This is a genomic window from Paraglaciecola hydrolytica (assembly GCF_001565895.1).
Lineage (GTDB): Bacteria > Pseudomonadota > Gammaproteobacteria > Enterobacterales > Alteromonadaceae > Paraglaciecola > Paraglaciecola hydrolytica.
This window is the reverse complement of the sequence record NZ_LSNE01000003.1, coordinates 625,946-645,173: the sequence shown is the minus strand read 5'-3', so window position 1 is coordinate 645,173 and position 19,228 is coordinate 625,946. Positions and strand designations below refer to the sequence as shown.

Here is a 19,228-nt window from a genome sequence, read left to right as displayed (position 1 = left end):
GAGAAAGGGTTTAAAATTTATTTTAAAAACTTTGTTGACAACGAAACCGGATAGCGTAATATGCGCGTCCCGCTTAAGAGGGTCTTCGGACATCATCTAAAGCACGCTTCTACGGAAGCAGCCTATATGGCATGTTCTTTAACAATTAATAACAAGACAATCTGTGTGGACATTCACGAGATGAGTGTTCACCAAAAAAATTCATGATTTAGTTATATTTAATTGAAGAGTTTGATCATGGCTCAGATTGAACGCTGGCGGCAGGCCTAACACATGCAAGTCGAACGGTAGCACAGAAGAGCTTGCTCTTTGGGTGACGAGTGGCGGACGGGTGAGTAATGCTTAGGAACATGCCTTTGCGTGGGGGATAACTATTGGAAACGATAGCTAATACCGCATGATGTCTACGGACCAAAGTGGGCTTCGGCTCACGCGCAGAGAGTGGCCTAAGCGAGATTAGCTTGTTGGTGAGGTAAAGGCTCACCAAGGCGACGATCTCTAGCTGTTCTGAGAGGAAGATCAGCCACACTGGAACTGAGACACGGTCCAGACTCCTACGGGAGGCAGCAGTGGGGAATATTGCACAATGGGGGCAACCCTGATGCAGCCATGCCGCGTGTGTGAAGAAGGCCTTCGGGTTGTAAAGCACTTTCAGTTGTGAGGAAAGTTTGGTGGTTAATACCCATCAGATGTGACGTTAGCAACAGAAGAAGGACCGGCTAACTCCGTGCCAGCAGCCGCGGTAATACGGAGGGTCCGAGCGTTAATCGGAATTACTGGGCGTAAAGCGCACGCAGGCGGTTTGTTAAGCTAGATGTGAAAGCCCCGGGCTCAACCTGGGAATTGCATTTAGAACTGGCAGGCTAGAGTCTTGGAGAGGGGAGTGGAATTCCAGGTGTAGCGGTGAAATGCGTAGATATCTGGAGGAACATCAGTGGCGAAGGCGACTCCCTGGCCAAAGACTGACGCTCATGTGCGAAAGTGTGGGTAGCGAACAGGATTAGATACCCTGGTAGTCCACACCGTAAACGATGTCTACTAGCTGTTTGTGAATTTAATTCGTGAGTAGCGGAGCTAACGCGATAAGTAGACCGCCTGGGGAGTACGGCCGCAAGGTTAAAACTCAAATGAATTGACGGGGGCCCGCACAAGCGGTGGAGCATGTGGTTTAATTCGATGCAACGCGAAGAACCTTACCTACTCTTGACATACTCAAAACTTTGCAGAGATGCATTGGTGCCTTCGGGAATTGAGATACAGGTGCTGCATGGCTGTCGTCAGCTCGTGTCGTGAGATGTTGGGTTAAGTCCCGCAACGAGCGCAACCCTTGTCCTTAGTTGCCAGCCTTAAGTTGGGCACTCTAAGGAGACTGCCGGTGACAAACCGGAGGAAGGTGGGGACGACGTCAAGTCATCATGGCCCTTACGAGTAGGGCTACACACGTGCTACAATGGCGCGTACAGAGGGAAGCGAAACAGCGATGTCAAGCGGATCCCTTAAAGCGCGTCGTAGTCCGGATCGGAGTCTGCAACTCGACTCCGTGAAGTCGGAATCGCTAGTAATCGCAAATCAGAATGTTGCGGTGAATACGTTCCCGGGCCTTGTACACACCGCCCGTCACACCATGGGAGTGGGTTGCAAAAGAAGTAGCTAGTCTAACCTTCGGGAGGACGGTTACCACTTTGTGATTCATGACTGGGGTGAAGTCGTAACAAGGTAACCCTAGGGGAACCTGGGGTTGGATCACCTCCTTACTATTACGGCGAACATTTGTTTCGTTGAGTGTTCACACAGATTGACTTGTTATTAGTAAAAGAACCGAGAGACCGTTTCTAAATGCCGCAGGCATAAGAAGGGGCTATAGCTCAGCTGGGAGAGCGCCTGCCTTGCACGCAGGAGGTCAGCAGTTCGATCCTGCTTAGCTCCACCAATTTAGGCTTGTAGCTCAGGTGGTTAGAGCGCACCCCTGATAAGGGTGAGGTCGGCAGTTCAAGTCTGCCCAAGCCTACCAAATCTCTTCTACTCTGCGTTATGTAGTTCGTCGTTTAGCAGGCTAAACGTCCTCACTACATGCCTTGATTAGAAAAGATTAAGACTCTCGGTAACAAGATTAAGTAGCCTTAATCAATACGTATTTAAGTAGTGCGAATTGATTAAGGTTTTTTAAACCTTAAATGTTCTTTAACAATTTGGAAAGCTGATAAAAAAGTAATCGAAACAAATAAGAGAAGCTCGAAAGAACTTACTCTATCTGACAAAGATTAGTACTTGTCACGCATGCAGAGCACAAATGCAATTTAGGCTTAGGTCTATGTTGAGAGTGTGTACGTCAAATAAAAGAAGGTTATTTGGGGTTGTATGGTTAAGTGACTAAGCGTATACGGTGGATGCCTAGGCAGTTAGAGGCGATGAAGGACGTGTAAGTCTGCGAAAAGCTGTGGGGAGCCGACAAAATGCTTTGATCCACAGATATCCGAATGGGGGAACCCAATCCTTAGGGATTATCATTAACTGAATACATAGGTTAATGAAGCTAACGAGGGGAACTGAAACATCTAAGTACCCTTAGGAAAAGAAATCAATTGAGATTCCCCTAGTAGCGGCGAGCGAACGGGGAACAGCCGAGTGTTTATGGGTTAGCAGAACAAGCTGGAAAGCTTGACGATACAGGGTGATAGTCCCGTATGTGAAGAACCATAGATGCCATATTAAGTAGGTCGGGACACGTGTTATCTTGACTGAAGATGGGGGGACCATCCTCCAAGGCTAAATACTCCTAACTGACCGATAGTGAACCAGTACCGTGAGGGAAAGGCGAAAAGAACCCCAGTGAGGGGAGTGAAATAGAACCTGAAACCGTATACGTACAAGCAGTAGGAGCAGACTTGTTCTGTGACTGCGTACCTTTTGTATAATGGGTCAGCGACTTATATTTAGTAGCAAGGTTAACCGAATAGGGGAGCCGTAGCGAAAGCGAGTGTTAACTGCGCGTTGAGTTGCTAGGTATAGACCCGAAACCCGGTGATCTAGCCATGGGCAGGTTGAAGGTTGAGTAACATCAACTGGAGGACCGAACCGACTAATGTTGAAAAATTAGCGGATGACTTGTGGCTGGGGGTGAAAGGCCAATCAAACCGGGAGATAGCTGGTTCTCCCCGAAAGCTATTTAGGTAGCGCCTCGGACGAATACCACAGGGGGTAGAGCACTGTTAAGGCTAGGGGGTCATCCCGACTTACCAACCCTTTGCAAACTCCGAATACCTGTGAGTACTATCCGGGAGACACACGGCGGGTGCTAACGTCCGTCGTGAAGAGGGAAACAACCCAGACCGCCAGCTAAGGTCCCAAAGTCATAGTTAAGTGGGAAACGATGTGGGAAGGCTAAGACAGCTAGGAGGTTGGCTTAGAAGCAGCCACCCTTTAAAGAAAGCGTAATAGCTCACTAGTCGAGTCGGCCTGCGCGGAAGATGTAACGGGGCTAAACTATGCACCGAAGCTGCGGATTCATCTTAGGATGAGTGGTAGGGGAGCGTTGTGTAAGTGGCTGAAGGTGAACCGAGAGGTTTGCTGGACATATCACAAGTGCGAATGCTGACATGAGTAACGATAATGGGGGTGAAAAACCCCCACGCCGGAAGACCAAGGTTTCCTGTCCCATGCTAATCAGGGCAGGGTAAGTCGGCCCCTAAGGCGAGGCAGAAATGCGTAGTCGATGGGAAACAGATTAATATTTCTGTACTTATATATTCAGTGATGGGGGGACGGAGAAAGTTATGCAAGCCTGGCGTTGGTTGTCCAGGTGAAAATGCGTAGGCTGGCGACTTAGGTAAATCCGGGTTGCTAAGGCCGAGACATGAGACGAGTCACTACGGTGACGAAGTTGCAAATACTCTGCTTCCAGGAAAAGCCTCTAAACTTATGAATATATGAACCGTACCCCAAACCGACACAGGTGGTCAGGTAGAGAATACTAAGGCGCTTGAGAGAACTCGGGTGAAGGAACTCGGCAAAATCGTACCGTAACTTCGGGAGAAGGTACGCCGCTTATTGTGATGGACTTTACGTCCTAAGCGATGGGCGGCCGCAGTGAAAAGGTGGCTGGAACTGTTTATTAAAAACACAGCACTGTGCTAAATCGAAAGATGACGTATACGGTGTGACGCCTGCCCGGTGCCGGAAGGTTAATTGATGGGGTTAGCGCAAGCGAAGCTCTTGATCGAAGCCCCGGTAAACGGCGGCCGTAACTATAACGGTCCTAAGGTAGCGAAATTCCTTGTCGGGTAAGTTCCGACCTGCACGAATGGCGTAATCATGGCCACGCTGTCTCCACCCGAGACTCAGTGAAATTGAAATCGCAGTGAAGATGCTGTGTACCCGCACCTAGACGGAAAGACCCCGTGAACCTTTACTATAGCTTGGCACTGAACATTGACCCTACATGTGTAGGATAGGTGGGAGACATTGAAGATGAGACGCCAGTCTTGTTGGAGTCGTCCTTGAAATACCACCCTTGTAGGTTTGATGTTCTAACATTGGTCCCTTATCGGGATTGTGGACAGTGTCTGGTGGGTAGTTTGACTGGGGCGGTCTCCTCCCAAAGCGTAACGGAGGAGCACGAAGGTTGGCTAATCCTGGTCGGACATCAGGAGGTTAGTGCAATGGCATAAGCCAGCTTAACTGCGAGACAGACACGTCGAGCAGGTACGAAAGTAGGTCATAGTGATCCGGTGGTTCTGAATGGAAGGGCCATCGCTCAACGGATAAAAGGTACTCCGGGGATAACAGGCTGATACCGCCCAAGAGTTCATATCGACGGCGGTGTTTGGCACCTCGATGTCGGCTCATCACATCCTGGGGCTGAAGTCGGTCCCAAGGGTATGGCTGTTCGCCATTTAAAGTGGTACGCGAGCTGGGTTTAGAACGTCGTGAGACAGTTCGGTCCCTATCTGGTGTGGGCGTTGGATGATTGAGGGGAGCTGCTCCTAGTACGAGAGGACCGGAGTGGACGAACCGCTGGTGTTCGGGTTGTCATGCCAATGGCATTGCCCGGTAGCTACGTTCGGAATCGATAACCGCTGAAAGCATCTAAGCGGGAAGCGAGCCCCAAGATGAGTCATCCCTGGCAATTTAATTGTCCTAAAGGGTTGTTGAAGACTACGACGTTGATAGGCAGGGTGTGGAAGTGTCGTAAGGCATTAAGCTAACCTGTACTAATTGCCCGTGAGACTTAACCATACAACGCCCAAATAAGTTTCTGCTGCACATAAGATGTGTAGCGTAAATTGACGAGTATGTAGACAAGTATTAAGACAGACAGAGTAAGACTAAGTGCTTCTTAGCCTCGATTACCGCACGCAAGTGCATCAGCTTTCGAAATTGTAACCAGTTTATGCCTGGCGGCCATAGCGATGCGGTACCACCTGATCCCATTCCGAACTCAGAAGTGAAACGCATTAGCGGCGATGGTAGTGTGGGGTCTCCCCATGTGAGAGTAGCACACCGCCAGGCTCCCAATTAGATTAAGCCCTTCATGATTATGAGGGGCTTTTTTCGTTTCTAATGGTCGCAAAACAACAGGCCTTTATTGAACTTGTTTAAGGTGACTTCATTCTAAGCGCTGCCGCGCAGAGCAAATCCCAAAGGGGAACCATACCCATAAAGTGTTATACAATACAGATTCTCGTAAATCATCTGGGTGTCATACTTCCCTGTAGCTGCCTCCAGCCTCGCATCCATGCGAGTCGTGCGCTCGGGCTGCGTTCCTAAAACAACCTCGCTTACCCCCATGTGAGAGTAGCACTCGGCTCTGGCATCCTGCTTCGCCCTACCTCCTGCATCCCTGCAGTCGACCGCCAGGCTCCCAATTATACCATCCCATCTTAATGGTGAATCACCAACCAATCCCGCGAGCACATATTGATAGTGAGTTTGGGATCGGTTATAAAATAAATCTAATGTGCGTACATGGAGTTAATTAAAACAGGAGTTTTATTAAATAATTAGATTTTCTGTTTATTCAGAGTGCTATTTACTTGTTTCAATTAGTTTTTCTTAGTTCTTCTAAGTTTTTTTATGCGTGTTTATTAATCTTAGTTTACACTTTGGTGAGTTTATAAACCGAGCACAATAATTGATGAATGCCAAAGAATATGCCATTAATGCCGATGATATTTTTGTTCTACCTGAAGCGGTAGTAAAAATTAAGCAGTTAATCGATGATGAAACTGCCTCGATGTATGAAATTGCCGAAATTATTAACTATGATCCTGCCATCATGGCTCAGGTATTAAAGATTTCGAACAGTGCATTGTATAAATTTCCTAATACCATCACTACTGTCAGTAAAGCTATCCAAGTCATTGGTACGAGGTCTGTTTATGATCTTGTATTGGCTTATGGCGTAGCCAATGCGTTTAAAAGCATAGAGCCTGATGTAATAGATTTAGAACGCTTTTGGGAACGAGGGGTGAGTTGTGGCTTGCTTGCTAAATATTTTGCAGAAGAATTGGGTATTAAAGAGCCGGAGCGACTCTTTGTTTGCGGGTTGCTCCACAATTTAGGTGAGTTAGTGATGGTTAAACTTAATCCTGACGTTGCACGTGCTTGTGCCAAGATTGATGCGGATACTAAGCCCTTAACGTTGGAGTTGGCCAACCTTAAGTTTAGTTATGCAGATATTTCGGCTGAATTGATGACGCTGTGGGGCTTACCAGTAGAAATATATCAACCAATTAAGCGAGTTCATGTGGATATAGCAACGGCTTTAAGTCGTGAAGATCAGATCTTGCAACTGAGTTACTTGCTTTCAGTAAATAATGTTTTTAAAGAGTTTTATTCCGCCAAAGAGGGGCTTGAGAGCCAACATTATGAATCTTTAGGTTTAGATTTAGAACAGATTGATAATGCATTAGATTTCACAAACTTACAGTTAATCAGTGCTTTAGCTTTATTTAGTCCGTCGTCTTTTTCAATGTATTGAGTTATTTGGTTAGGGCAAACAAAGGCAGCCCTAACGTTATCATCTACTAATCGAATACGGTAACACTTTGTCGGCTTATCGCGATTAATCGTCCTCTAGCATCCCAAATATCCGCCTCGGTATTGGCATAACCATCTGAGGCATGGCGTGTTGAGGCTTGATAAGCAAACCAGTCATCTGCTTTAAAATCATGATGGGGATAAATAAACTCCAAATTCCAGCTCATGGTGCTGGCAGGCGCAGGCCAACGTAATGTCTGCAATACTGTCGGAGGCCATACATCAATTAAAGCAACTAAATGGGCATCTGTAAGGGTTCTTGGGGATTTTTTTAATCGCATCCAGCCGTGAAGCTCACTTGTTTTACTGCCAGTAAATGGCCAGCCTCCTACATTTTTGGCTATTTCGATATGCCGCATAAAACGTGGCGTGATCTTGGGGATCATGGGCATAAAACTAGCTTTAGTTGGCAATGCCATGGCGTGGCTTTGTTGATTAGCGATGTTGACTTTAGACGTTCTGTTTATTCCAAAGCTGGCTAGTGTCGCTAAGCACACTTTGCCATGCTGCACTATTTGTCCTTGTAGTTGTGAGGTGTTTTTTCCTTCTCTTAATAATTCAATATTAATAACAAAAGGTACGTCGGGCTCAATCGGTCCGATAAAACTGGTATTAAGTGTTCTAAGTTGTTTTTCAGGTGTAAGCAACTGACGCATGGCGCTATAAACTAAAGAAGCGGAAATGCCACCGTAGATCGTTCGTCCTTGTGCCCAAGTGTCAGGCACACTCAAGGTTGCGCTATTTTGCCCAGTACTAAGCTGTTCTTTAACCATATCAAAAAGTAAATCTATGTGCATTAGAGTGTCGTTATCAATCAATTTGACTTGTTATAGCAGTTAATTGACAGGTCTGTCCAGTAAGGTGGTTTGAACAAGACGAGTTAATTAACGGCTATTGACTAGCATTATAAGCAGGTATAACTGCTTGTTATAGTTACAAAAAATTAACAAAGTTGCTTGTTTTTTAGCAAGTTAAAGACATACCATAAGCATCAATCGGTACTTATCTGTGTCGGTAATAACTCAGAGGCAATACGATGGAACATCCCAGAGTAGTAGAACCAACCACTGCAAAAACCGAGTCTAACGCTTATCGAAATTATGTATTGTTTATACTGACATTGGTGTATGCCTTCAATTTCATTGATAGACAAATTATCGGTATTTTGTCGCCGTTTATTAAAGCGGATTTAGGTTTGGATGATGCCCAGTTGGGTTGGCTCAAGGGGATTTATTTTGCCTTGCTATATACCGTGTTGGGTATTCCTCTTGCATGGTTAGCCGATCGTTACAATCGGGTCAACATCATTGGTATTTCGCTTACCTTGTGGAGTGGTTTTACGGCTTTATCTGGAATGGCCACTAACTTCACTCAACTTGCCATCGCTCGCATAGGAGTTGGTATAGGTGAGGCTGGCGGCAGCCCTCCTTCACATTCGATTATTTCTGATTTATTTCCCAAAGAAAAAAGGGCGGGTGCTCTGTCAATATATTCTCTAGGCATTCCTTTTGGCATCATGCTGGCATTTTTTGCTTCAGCATTTTTTCTTAAAGGTGGTAGTGCCGACTGGCGTATTGTGATGATAGCTGTTGGTTTACCTGGTGTGTTGCTGGCTATTTTATTGAAATTTACCGTACGCGAACCCGTGCGCAGTGGCAATATGCAGTCGCAAGCGGGACAGGCTAAATCATGGGCGTCAATTAAAACGCTACTGAGTATTAAAAGTTGGTGGGGCATGTGCTTAGCCATATCTTTTGGCTCTTTTGGTAATTATGCGGTTTCGACATGGATGATCGATTTTTATGTACGCGCACACGCTGGTTTGGATGTAACCTCCTTATTGATTACTATCGGTATTATTAATGGTACTGCCTATGCCGGTGGAGTCTGGTTAGGTGGTGTACTGGTAGATAAATGGGGTAAAACCAATCGAGGCGCTTACGGACTCGTGCCTGGTTTTGCTATGTTGATAGGCGCTCCGGCTTATTACATTTCGTTGCATGTCGGCTCACTAAATACTTCAATCGCATTGTTAGCCCTTTTATTAGTTACTAGTGGTACCTATTTAGGACCTTCGTTTGCCTTGGCTCAAACACTTGCACCGATAAAAGTAAGGGCCATGTCTACTGCTTTGTTTTTCTTTGTGTTAAATATCATTGCTTTAGGAGGCGGCCCCACTTTTATAGGGGTTTTAAGCCAAGCATTAACGGATGAGTATGGCCAAATTCAAGCTCTTCGTTTGTCATTATCATGGTTGGCAGTGCCTTATGCACTGTCGATACTGGCGTTTTTCTGGACTGCTCGGCAGATACCTCGCGACTGGGATGCGGCAGAAGCTCGAAACGCCTGAATTATCTAAAGGATGATAGTTTGTCTGATATGAAAAAAGTGGCTGTGCATTTTGCCCATGCTAATGGTTTCCCGGCTGCAAGCTACCAGCAGTTGTTTAGTGCTTTACCTTCTGAATTTGAAATATTTGCACTGAGTCAATTTGGTCATAATCCCCGTTTTCCGGTAAATAAAAATTTGGCGAACTTGGTGGAAGAATTATTAGAGTACCTGCAACATTTCGTAAAAAAGCCTATTTATGCGGTAGGTCATTCAATGGGCGCATTAGTGTCTTACATGGCGGCTTGTGAAGCACCTCAGTTGTTTAAAGGTGTGATCATGTTAGATCCACCAATTGCTTCGGGTCTCGCGAGTTGGTTATTTAAACTGGCCAAATTCAGCCCATTAATTGATAAAGTGTCACCTGCCGGTAAATCGGCAGTGCGCTGTCAGTCTTGGCCCTTAGACAGCAATTTGGTGGAGTATTTTAACACAAAAGGTTTATTCAAAAACTTTCAAGCAGAATGTATCGCTGATTATGTAAAGGCCGCGACAACCATTAAGGATGGCCGTCAGGTATTAAGCTTTGATGCCGCAGTTGAAACCGAAATATTTCGCAATGTGCCGGATAATATTCATCAATATTATGGCCGTATGCAAGTACCTAGTTGTCTGATTACAGCAGAAAATAGCCAAGTTTGTGTGCCATCTAATTTAAATCACTTTGTTAAAAATACCCAGATTGAACATTTGATGGTAGCGGATTGCGGCCATATGTTTCCACTTGAAAAACCTAATGATGTCGCGAATTTAATCAAACAAAAAATTGGTGAGTGGGAGAGTATTAATTAATAAAAAAGGTTGCTAAAAGCAACCTTTTTAGGATGGGAGCGTGGCTTTTAGTAGCCTACAGGTAGACCGAGCATTTCGCGAGTCACCAGTACGACGCCTTTATCGGTTACTCTAAAACCCCGTGCAACATCATCGGCTTTACTGTGCCCAATCACAGTACCTTCAGGCACCACACAACCACGATCAACAATTGCTTTGCGAATTCGGCAATTACGCATGACTTCCACATCGGGCAATAATACCGAGTCTTCTACTTCGCTATAAGAATGCACTCTGACGTTTGAAAAACAAATACTACGTCGCACTGTAGCACCCGAAATAATACAGCCTCCCGACACTACAGAATTAATCGCTGTGCCGCGGCGGTTGTCCTCTTCCCACACAAATTTAGCTGGCGGTAATTGTTCCTGATAAGTCCAAATAGGCCATTTTTTATCGTAAAGATTTAATGCTGGAACTGGGGCAACAAGTTCCATATTTGCTTGCCAGAATGAATCTAAAGTTCCAACGTCACGCCAATAAGCTTGCGAGTCACCATCGTTGGTAAAAGGGAATGCGTAAACCGGATGGTCTTTGATAATCGAAGGAATGATGTCTTTGCCAAAATCACGTTCGGAGCCAGACTTTTCCGCGTCCTTTTTTAATTGCTCAAATAAAAAGTCGGTATCAAATACATAGTTACCCATAGAGGCTAAACACTTAGTGGGATCATTAGGCAGCGGTGTAGGGTGAGCTGGTTTTTCTTCAAAACCGATGATCTTATAATTTTCATCCACCGACATAACACCAAATTGTCCGGCAGCTTCTTCAATGGGGACTGGCATGCAGCTAACTGTCATTTTAGCGCCAGACTCTGCATGTTTGGCAATTAAACTGCCGTAATCCATACGATAAATATGGTCTCCAGAGAGCACCATAACGTATTTTGGTACTTCATCTCGAATAATGTCGATGTTCTGAAACACTGCGTCGGCTGTGCCTTCGTACCAGTTATCAGAAAAACGTTGTGACGCTGGCAATATCTCTACTGATTCGCCTAATTCTTTTTTGAAATGTCCCCAACCTCTAACCAGGTGGCGGATCAAAGAGTGAGATTTGTACTGGGTGACTACCCCAATCCGGCGAATCCCGGAATTAACACAGTTAGATAAAGGGAAATCGATAATGCGGAATTTACCACCAAAATATAAGGCGGGTTTGGCGCGCCAGTTAGTGAGTTCATATAATCTTGAGCCTCTACCTCCGGCCAGAATAAGCGCATAAGTATCACGAGTTAAGTTACTGATATAACGAGACGGTTTTTCTACCATATGACGAACTCCATTTTAAAATGTCATCAATTAACTGATTCTTTTAGCTACAAAAAATTCTAACTGCTTAACGTTATTTTGTGACCGCGGTAAACGAAACACTAGCCTAAATTAATTTTAATTGACAGTATAATTCGTCGGCAGATTCAAATAACGTTAGTTGTCAGACCATCAATGTAAATTGTTTTACAATTTGTAATAAGTAATTAACAAGCAGGAGTAACACATGCTAAAAGTGGCAATCCTTGCCTATGATCAACTGGCGATGTTTGAGTTTTCTTGCGCACTAGAATTATTTGCTTTATCTAGACCAGAATATAACAACTGGTACCAGAGCGAGGTAGTTACATTTGAGTCCGGTTCATTACATGCTACTGGTGCCCTGCAAATTATTGCACGCCAAGTCCACAGTCTGAACGATTATGACCTATTGGTTATACCTGGTTGGCGCACACAAACTAAACATGTTAACGCTAGACTTGCCTGTGAAATTAGCGCTTTTTCTGCACAAGGTAAACGCATCATCAGTTTTTGTTCTGGCGCGTTTTTACTCGCACAGCTTGGCCTCTTACAAGGTAAACTCGCAACCACTCATTGGCGTTATGCCGAGTTGTTTCGCCAACGATTTAGCCAAGTTAATTTTGTCGAGGATGTACTTTACACTCAGGATGGCAATATAAGCTGTTCGGCCGGCAGTGCAGCGGCACTGGATTTAGGTTTAGAGGTCATTCGTCAAGATTTCGGTCATGTTATTGCCAATCAAGTTGCTCGGCGTTTAGTAATATCTCCTCATCGTAGTGGTGGGCAAGCCCAATATATTGAGACACCGATAGCTAAACAAGGGGGGATTTTTGCTGCGACTTTGGATTGGGCGATAAACCATCTGCATATGGCGTTAGAGGTTGATGAATTGGCGCGTAAGGCGAATATGTCTCGACGTAGTTTTGATCGACGTTTTAGAGAGGCTTTAGGCACCAGCCCTAAAGTATGGTTGAACCAACAGAGGATTAATCTGGCTAAACAGTTGTTAGAAACTGAACAACTGAATATTGAACAACTGGCGGCAAAAGTAGGTTTCGACAGTGGGATTACCTTACGTTTTAATTTTAATAAATATGTGGGCATAGCCCCTAGCCAGTATCAACGGCAGTTCAGTCGTCAAACTTGAGTAAATCAATAAGCTGTGCGTTAATGAGATGTTAACGAAGAGTGGATTTTGACTATTTGAGGACAGAGTCATGGCGAGCTTAAAAAAAGCATTGGTATTAGTGGCAGCAATCCTATTGGGTTTAGTAGTGATTGGTTTTCTTTTACCCTCAGATTATAAGGTACAACGTTCAATTGTTATCAGTGCGCCTTCAGCTAAAATATTTCCTCATTTAGCTGACTTAAAAAAATGGCAGGATTGGGGTGTGTGGTTTAAACGTGATCCTAATATGAGTATCGAATATTCAGGTGATGACGGGCAGATTGGTATGACTTCGCGTTGGACTAGTGCAACTCAAGGCAATGGTGAAATGACCATTATTGCTCTTGAGGATAATCGCCGATTGATTTATTCCCTAAGCTTTCCCGAAATGCCAAATCCTTCAACCGGCGAGTTTTTGCTTAAGCAAGTCGAAGGAGGTACAGAAGTACAGTGGATGGATTATGGTGATGTGGGCATGAATCCTATCAATCATTATTTTGCCTTTTTGATGGATTATATGCTTGGACCTGATTTTGAAATGGGTTTAGATAATTTAAAAATGATAAGTGAAGCGTCGTTGTAAATAGGCTTTTAGATTTTGCGCATCAAAAATTACTCATGCATATGCAATTAATGTATTGAATTATATGAAATATTAAGTAAAAAGTGATTATAATACTAAGCTGATAATAGTGAAAATAACTATGCACGGGGTAAGTGATGAGTCGCTTTTCAGTCCACGGGACAGTCAATCTCGATATTACAGACAGTATATTAGTAGTTGAAGGTCGTGGCCCATGGAACAAAGAGTCGGTGATTCAAGGTGACAAGTCAGTCGCTCCGCTTCTTCAAAAATTATTGGGTAAGCCATGGGGGGTATTAGTCACGTTGTATGGTGAGCCAATTTATGTACCTGAAGCCGCCACTATCTTATCTAAAACTATCAAGAGTCAAAAAAAGTTAGGGCGAGTGGCGACCGCCGTTATTGTCGTTGAATCTCAATCCCCTGAGTTTGCCAAAACTCACTTAGCTCAGATTTATCAAAATGCCGGAGAACCTGTGCGTTTTTTTAATGAACATGAGCAAGCAAAGTGGTGGTTAGTGCAACAAATCAGTCAGCAAACCAAGGTGCACAGCTAACACCCTTCCTTACTATTTTGTGGAACTCATAGCCTGAGCTACCTTTGACTGCGAACTTCGACCTAGTTGCGCCATGATATGTTGTCCTGCATTAACGAGTTTGGCTAAATCCACTCCAGTTTCAATACCCATGCCATTGAGCATGTAAATCACATCTTCGGTGGCAACATTACCCGCTGCACCTTTGGCATAAGGGCAGCCGCCCAAGCCAGCCACCGAACTATCAATCACACTAATACCATGCTGCAAAGCGATGAGGATATTGGCAAGAGCTTGGCCATAGGTATCATGAAAGTGTACAGCCAGCTTATCCACAGAAATGTGATTCATCAGTTTTTCCAGTAACTGCGCGGTTTTTACAGGAGTACCTACACCCACAGTGTCGCCGAGAGATACTTCGTAACAACCCATAGTTAACATCTGTTGTGTTACTTGCGCTACTTTATCTGGGCTAATTTCGCCCTCATAAGGGCAACCCAGCACACAGGAAACATAGCCTCTGACTTTTAATCCTGCGGCCGAGGCTTTTTCAATAACCGGCTCAAAACGTTGTAAACTTTCTGCAATGGAGCAATTGATATTGCGCAGCGAAAAGGTTTCTGAGGCCGCACCAAAGATTGCGACTTCATCAACATTTGCAGTTAAAGCGGCTTCCAGTCCTTGCATATTGGGTGTTAACGCAGAATAAACTACGCCACTTTGTTTAGTTAATTGCTGAAACAAAGTGAGGCTATCGGCCATTTGTGGCACCCATTTTGGTGAGACAAAACTACCTGCTTCGATGTGTTTTAAGCCAGCATTGGCAAGTTCAGCAATTAGTTGTAACTTGGCACTTAAAGCGATGATCTGTGACTCATTTTGTAGACCATCACGTGGGCCTACTTCCACTATTTTTACCTGAGACGGCAGCATTTAGTTAGCCTCTTTTTTAGCTGGCGTTTGAGGACTAAATGCCAATAACTCTGCGCCACCATCAACCAGTTGACCTACTGCATAATAAAACTCTGTGACTTTTCCAGCTTCACTGGCTTTAATGGCATGTTCCATTTTCATCGCTTCAATCACGATTAAGCTCTGTCCAGCGGCTACCATTTCATTAGCATCAACTAAAATTGCCACCACAGTGCCATTCATCGGTGCAGCAAAATTAGCGACTTGGTTTGATTCATCGTTTAAGCCAAGGTCAGCTCGGATCTCATTTACACGCACTACGCCTTGTGGGCTAAAGAGTGAAAATCCTTGGTGATTGTTTGCCACTGTTATCCGAGTTTTGTGCCCATTAATCGTGCTGAGCAGTTGTTGTCCGTCAAAACTCGCTGTACATATAAAACTATGTTGCTGGTACAGCACTTCAAACTGGGTTGTTCGTCCTTGTTCGATACGTTTAACTTTAACCTGATGGTTTTGACCATTGATGTTGATATCAATAGTTTGCTGATGTAACTCATTAGCACGCCAACCACTATTTTGTTGCCAAGGAGAAAAGGGATCACTCTGTTGTGATGGGGCGAGTTCATCTTGCTTCAACATCAATACCAAGGCGGCCATAGGCACAACACGGCTGAGCTCAGGTTGAATATCAACAAATAAGTGCTGCTGGTGTTTTTCAATAAAACCTGTATCGATGTCAGCTTGTTTAAAAGCGTCGCAGCTTACTAAATTATATAAAAATTCGAGGTTAGTACTGAGCCCTTCAACATGAAATTCGCTCAGTGCGCGGGTCATCCTGCTCAAGGCTTTGTCGCGGTTTTCATCCCATACAATGAGTTTTGCCAACATAGGGTCGTAATAAACCGAGACGTCGTCACCTTCGACTATGCCGGTATCTATTCTTAGATATTCCGATTCTTCCGGCATTTGCAGTAGTTGAATACGGCCAGTAGAGGGTAAAAATTCATTGTTAGGATCTTCAGCATAAATACGCGCTTCAAATGCATGACCTTTGATGCTCAATTGTTGTTGGGTCAATGGCAAGGGCTCGCCATTAGCCACTCTTAATTGCCATTCAACTAAATCCTGCCCAGTAATCATCTCCGTTACGGGATGTTCGACCTGCAAGCGGGTATTCATCTCCATAAAATAAAAGCTGCCATCTACATCTAATAAAAATTCTACCGTACCCGCCCCAACATAGTTTATGGCTTTGGCCGCGGTGAGTGCTGCTTCGCCCATTTGCTGGCGTAAACTGCCATCTAAGCCTGGGGCAGGGGCTTCTTCAATGACTTTTTGATGACGACGTTGGACTGAACAATCCCGTTCAAACAAATACACCCCATTGCCATGACTGTCACAAAACACCTGAATTTCCACGTGACGTGGCTGTGTGAGGTATTTTTCAACTAACATTAGCTCATCGTTAAAACTCGACATAGCTTCACGTTTGGCGGCATCCAGTGCGTCAGTAAACTCACTGGCTTGCCATACTTGGCGCATACCTTTACCACCACCGCCCGCTGCCGCTTTGAGCAAGACCGGATAACCCATCTTATCCGCCTCTGCTTGTAAAATTTCAGCTGACTGCTCATCGCCATGGTAGCCAGGTACCAGAGGGACATTGGCTTGCTGCATGATATGTTTAGCGGCTGACTTGGAGCCCATGGCTTCAATTGCGCCGATGGGTGGCCCTACAAAGACAATGTTATTTTGCGCACATAAACCGGCAAATCTGGCGTTTTCAGATAAAAATCCATAACCCGGATGAATAGCATCAGCACCGACTTTAAGGGCGATAGTGATGATCTTTGCAGCATTTAAGTAACTGAGTTTGGCAGGTGATTCACCCAAATAAACCGCTTCGTCGGCGAGTCTGACATGTAAGGCAGTTTGGTCGGCATCAGAATAAACCGCAACAGTACGAATACCCATGCGTTTTGCGGTTTTTATCACTCGGCATGCGATTTCGCCGCGGTTGGCAATCAGTAATTTAGTGATCATAGTTAGCCCTTAATCCAGTTAGCGGGGCGTTTTTGTAAAAAGGCTTGCAGGCCTTCTTGCCCTTCTGATGAGACACGAATGTGGGCAATTTCTTCGCAGGTCAGATGGATCAAATCAGCATCAATAACCCGGTTTTGCACCTTAAAAATCAGTTTTTTTGCTGCACTAACTGCTTTAGGTGAGTTACGCAGAATATGCTCGATAAGGGCAGCGATAGTGCTATCGAGTTCTTCTTCGGTAACCGCTTCACTTAATAAACCTAAACGTCTCGCACGGCGCGCTGAAAATACCTCTGCTGTAGCAAAGTAACGTCGGGCTGCTCTTGCACCTATGGCATCAATCACATAGGGACTAATGGTGGCAGGCACTAAACCAATTTTGACTTCGCTCAAACAAAACTTACTTAACCTGCTACCAACTGCCATATCACAACAGGCTATCAGTCCAACTGCGCCACCAAAGGCGGCACCTTGCACGCGAGCAATAGTGGGTTTGCTTAAGTTATTTAAAATCGCCAGCATCTCGGCCAGTGATTTAGCGTCGGCGAGGTTTTCGTCAAAACTATAATTAGCCATGGCCTGCATCCAGTTAAGATCAGCCCCCGCGCTAAAACTTTTGCCATTGGCGGCTAATATCACCCCACGCACTGTTTCGTCTTGATCCAGACGTTTAAATACTGTGGTCAAGGTGCTAATCAAAGCCGCGTCAAAAGCGTTATGTATGTCAGGACGGTTGAGGGTCACTGTGGCAATACCTTGCTCATCAATGGCGAGTAACAGACCTTTATAATCGTTATTCATTACGTTCTGCTCCCTACATTCTGCTTTTTACATTCTAAAGATGCCAAAACGGGTATCCTCGATAGGTTTGTTTAAACTGGCGGAAATACATAGACCAAGTACTTCGCGGGTATCGGCTGGGTCGATTACGCCGTCATCCCACAATCTGGCAGAAGCAAAATACGGGTGGCCTTGAGTTTCGTAGGTATCAATAATGGGTTGTTTAAACGCTTGTTCAGCCTCTTTGCTCCAGTCTTCTTTGGCACGTTCTTTTTGTTCACGTTTAACTTGCGCTAGTACACCAGCGGCTTGTTCGCCGCCCATCACTGAAATTCGCGCATTGGGCCACATAAACAAAAAGCGCGGATCGTAAGCTCGGCCACACATGCCGTAATTACCCGCACCAAAACTGCCACCAATCAAAATCGTAAATTTAGGCACTTTGGCACAAGCCACAGCCGTCACCATTTTAGCGCCATGTTTAGCGATGCCACCGGCTTCGTATTGTTTACCGACCATAAAACCAGTGATGTTTTGTAAAAACACTAGGGGGATTTTGCGCTGTGCGCAGAGCTCAATAAAGTGTGCGCCTTTTTGCGCCGACTCTGAAAACAAAATGCCATTATTGGCCACTATGCCAACGGGATAACCAAAAATACGCGCAAATCCGCAGATAAGCGTAGTGCCATAGAGGGCTTTAAATTCATCAAATTCTGAGGCATCCACCACGCGGGCTATCACTTCTCTGACATCATAAGATTTGCGGGTATCTTTGGGGATCAAACCGTAAATTTCTTCACTGGCATAGGCTGGCGCAACCGGCTCACGAATATCCATATCAATTTTTTTATGGCGATTGAGTCGAGCGATGGCATCACGAGCAATTTGTAAGGCGTGATGGTCATTATTGGCAAGATGATCAACCACTCCTGAGGTACGGCAATGTACATCACCTCCGCCAAGCTCTTCGGCGGTGACCACTTCGCCGGTGGCGGCTTTAACCAACGGTGGACCACCTAAAAAGATCGTCGCCTGATTTTTAACAATAATGGACTCGTCTGCCATGGCAGGCACATAAGCCCCGCCAGCAGTACAGGAGCCCATGACTACCGCGATTTGCGGAATGTTTTGTGCGGATAAATTGGCTTGATTAAAAAATATGCGACCAAAGTGCTCTCGATCTGGAAACACTTCATCTTGTCTGGGTAAGTTAGCACCGCCCGAGTCCACTAAATAGATACAAGGCAAGTTGTTTTGCTCGGCGATGGTTTGTGCACGTAAGTGTTTTTTCACCGTTAGTGGGTAATAAGTACCACCTTTTACCGTGGCATCATTGGCCACTATGATGCACTCAACGCCGGATACTCGGCCAATACCCGCAATCACGCCTGCCGCCGGAACAGCTTCTTCGTATACTTCATAGGCGGCGAGTTGTGATAATTCTAAGAAGGCTGAGCCAGGATCAAGTAATTGATTGATCCGTTCTCGGGGTAGGAGCTTGCCACGTGCGGTATGACGTTGATTGGCTTTCTCGCCACCACCCAACTTGATTTCAGCTATCTTACTTTTAAGATCATCAACCTGACTTTGCATATGTGCAGCATTGTCGGCAAAGTCCTGACTTTTAACATTTATTTTAGAAATTAATGTTGGCATCT

General features: G+C 45.0%; 12 protein-coding genes, 2 tRNA genes and 3 rRNA genes. 11 read left to right on the top strand and 6 right to left on the bottom strand.

Features of this window, described 5'->3' with window-relative positions; translation table 11 throughout:
• The first annotated feature begins 219 nt into the window (after positions 1–219).
• The 6 genes from AX660_RS05375 (at position 220) to AX660_RS05345 (ending at position 6,979) form a co-directional block, all read left to right on the top strand.
• Positions 220–1,754, top strand: a 16S ribosomal RNA gene (locus AX660_RS05375).
• 100 nt (positions 1,755–1,854) lie between these two features.
• Positions 1,855–1,930, top strand: a tRNA-Ala gene (locus AX660_RS05370).
• A gap of 4 nt (positions 1,931–1,934) precedes the next feature.
• Positions 1,935–2,011, top strand: a tRNA-Ile gene (locus AX660_RS05365).
• Between the two features lie 349 nt (positions 2,012–2,360).
• Positions 2,361–5,235, top strand: a 23S ribosomal RNA gene (locus tag AX660_RS05360).
• A 157-nt stretch (positions 5,236–5,392) separates the two neighbouring features.
• A 5S ribosomal RNA gene (rrf, locus tag AX660_RS05355) occupies positions 5,393–5,508 on the top strand.
• The 16S, 23S and 5S rRNA genes sit together here with 2 tRNA genes alongside, the layout of an rRNA operon.
• 625 nt (positions 5,509–6,133) lie before the next feature.
• The gene (locus AX660_RS05345; protein ID WP_068373594.1) at positions 6,134–6,979 is read left to right on the top strand and encodes an HDOD domain-containing protein; all 846 of its coding nucleotides are present in this window, start codon (positions 6,134–6,136) and stop codon (positions 6,977–6,979) included.
• Between the two features lie 46 nt (positions 6,980–7,025).
• Here AX660_RS05345 and AX660_RS05340 read toward each other — a convergent pair whose 3' ends face one another.
• Positions 7,026–7,835 (bottom strand): acyl-CoA thioesterase, encoded by an 810-nt coding sequence (locus AX660_RS05340; RefSeq protein WP_068373591.1) that lies wholly within the window; start codon positions 7,833–7,835, stop codon positions 7,026–7,028.
• Positions 7,836–8,074: 239 nt separating this feature from the next.
• Between AX660_RS05340 and AX660_RS05335 the strand changes: the two genes are divergently transcribed.
• A complete protein-coding gene (locus AX660_RS05335) occupies positions 8,075–9,388 on the top strand; it encodes a spinster family MFS transporter (RefSeq protein WP_068373588.1) in 1,314 nt (437 codons plus the stop codon).
• 29 nt (positions 9,389–9,417) lie between these two features.
• Entirely contained in the window at positions 9,418–10,218 is an 801-nt protein-coding gene (locus AX660_RS05330; protein WP_201027416.1) for an alpha/beta fold hydrolase, read from the top strand.
• 47 nt (positions 10,219–10,265) lie between these two features.
• On the opposite strand, the gene glgC is transcribed toward AX660_RS05330, so the two are convergent.
• Positions 10,266–11,528: a glucose-1-phosphate adenylyltransferase gene (glgC, locus tag AX660_RS05325; protein ID WP_068373583.1), complete on the bottom strand. Its 1,263-nt coding sequence runs from the start codon at positions 11,526–11,528 to the stop codon at positions 10,266–10,268.
• 226 nt (positions 11,529–11,754) lie between these two features.
• Here glgC and AX660_RS05320 point away from each other — a divergent pair, with 226 nt between their 5' ends.
• From AX660_RS05320 to AX660_RS05310, 3 genes are all read left to right on the top strand, one after another.
• Complete coding sequence (locus AX660_RS05320; protein WP_068373580.1) at positions 11,755–12,696, top strand: helix-turn-helix domain-containing protein; 942 nt, start codon at positions 11,755–11,757, stop codon at positions 12,694–12,696.
• A gap of 70 nt (positions 12,697–12,766) precedes the next feature.
• The gene (locus AX660_RS05315) at positions 12,767–13,300 is read left to right on the top strand and encodes an SRPBCC family protein (protein ID WP_068373577.1); all 534 of its coding nucleotides are present in this window, start codon (positions 12,767–12,769) and stop codon (positions 13,298–13,300) included.
• A gap of 137 nt (positions 13,301–13,437) precedes the next feature.
• Positions 13,438–13,857, top strand: a complete 420-nt coding sequence (locus AX660_RS05310) for a hypothetical protein (RefSeq protein WP_068373573.1) — start codon at positions 13,438–13,440, stop codon at positions 13,855–13,857.
• Positions 13,858–13,869: 12 nt separating this feature from the next.
• Here the strand turns inward: AX660_RS05310 and AX660_RS05305 are convergent, their stop codons facing one another.
• From AX660_RS05305 to AX660_RS05290, 4 genes are read right to left on the bottom strand one after another with little or no spacing between them, the layout of a single operon-like run.
• A complete protein-coding gene (locus tag AX660_RS05305) occupies positions 13,870–14,769 on the bottom strand; it encodes a hydroxymethylglutaryl-CoA lyase (protein WP_068373570.1) in 900 nt (299 codons plus the stop codon).
• Positions 14,770–16,791 (bottom strand): acetyl/propionyl/methylcrotonyl-CoA carboxylase subunit alpha, encoded by a 2,022-nt coding sequence (locus AX660_RS05300; protein ID WP_068373567.1) that lies wholly within the window; start codon positions 16,789–16,791, stop codon positions 14,770–14,772.
• A 2-nt stretch (positions 16,792–16,793) separates the two neighbouring features.
• Positions 16,794–17,591 carry an enoyl-CoA hydratase/isomerase family protein gene (locus AX660_RS05295; protein ID WP_068373563.1) on the bottom strand — a complete coding sequence of 266 codons (798 nt, stop codon included), beginning with the start codon at positions 17,589–17,591 and terminating at the stop codon, positions 16,794–16,796.
• A gap of 27 nt (positions 17,592–17,618) precedes the next feature.
• On the bottom strand, positions 17,619–19,226 hold the full coding sequence (locus AX660_RS05290) for a carboxyl transferase domain-containing protein (RefSeq protein WP_068373560.1): 1,608 nt from the start codon (positions 19,224–19,226) through the stop codon (positions 17,619–17,621).
• Positions 19,227–19,228 lie beyond the last annotated feature (2 nt).

Excerpts from the sequence above, each read along its gene's own strand:
- AX660_RS05305 (WP_068373570.1), bottom strand. The coding sequence starts at position 14,769 with ATGCTGCCGTCTCAGGTAAAAATAGTGGAAGTAGGCCCACGTGATGGT.
- AX660_RS05300 (WP_068373567.1), bottom strand. The coding sequence starts at position 16,791 with ATGATCACTAAATTACTGATTGCCAACCGCGGCGAAATCGCATGCCGA.
- AX660_RS05315 (WP_068373577.1), top strand. The coding sequence starts at position 12,767 with ATGGCGAGCTTAAAAAAAGCATTGGTATTAGTGGCAGCAATCCTATTG.
- AX660_RS05345 (WP_068373594.1), top strand. The coding sequence starts at position 6,134 with ATGAATGCCAAAGAATATGCCATTAATGCCGATGATATTTTTGTTCTA.
- AX660_RS05335 (WP_068373588.1), top strand. The coding sequence starts at position 8,075 with ATGGAACATCCCAGAGTAGTAGAACCAACCACTGCAAAAACCGAGTCT.
- AX660_RS05330 (WP_201027416.1), top strand. The coding sequence starts at position 9,418 with ATGAAAAAAGTGGCTGTGCATTTTGCCCATGCTAATGGTTTCCCGGCT.
- glgC (WP_068373583.1), bottom strand. The coding sequence starts at position 11,528 with ATGGTAGAAAAACCGTCTCGTTATATCAGTAACTTAACTCGTGATACT.
- AX660_RS05320 (WP_068373580.1), top strand. The coding sequence starts at position 11,755 with ATGCTAAAAGTGGCAATCCTTGCCTATGATCAACTGGCGATGTTTGAG.
- AX660_RS05310 (WP_068373573.1), top strand. The coding sequence starts at position 13,438 with ATGAGTCGCTTTTCAGTCCACGGGACAGTCAATCTCGATATTACAGAC.
- AX660_RS05340 (WP_068373591.1), bottom strand. The coding sequence starts at position 7,835 with ATGCACATAGATTTACTTTTTGATATGGTTAAAGAACAGCTTAGTACT.
- AX660_RS05290 (WP_068373560.1), bottom strand. The coding sequence starts at position 19,226 with ATGCCAACATTAATTTCTAAAATAAATGTTAAAAGTCAGGACTTTGCC.
- AX660_RS05295 (WP_068373563.1), bottom strand. The coding sequence starts at position 17,591 with ATGAATAACGATTATAAAGGTCTGTTACTCGCCATTGATGAGCAAGGT.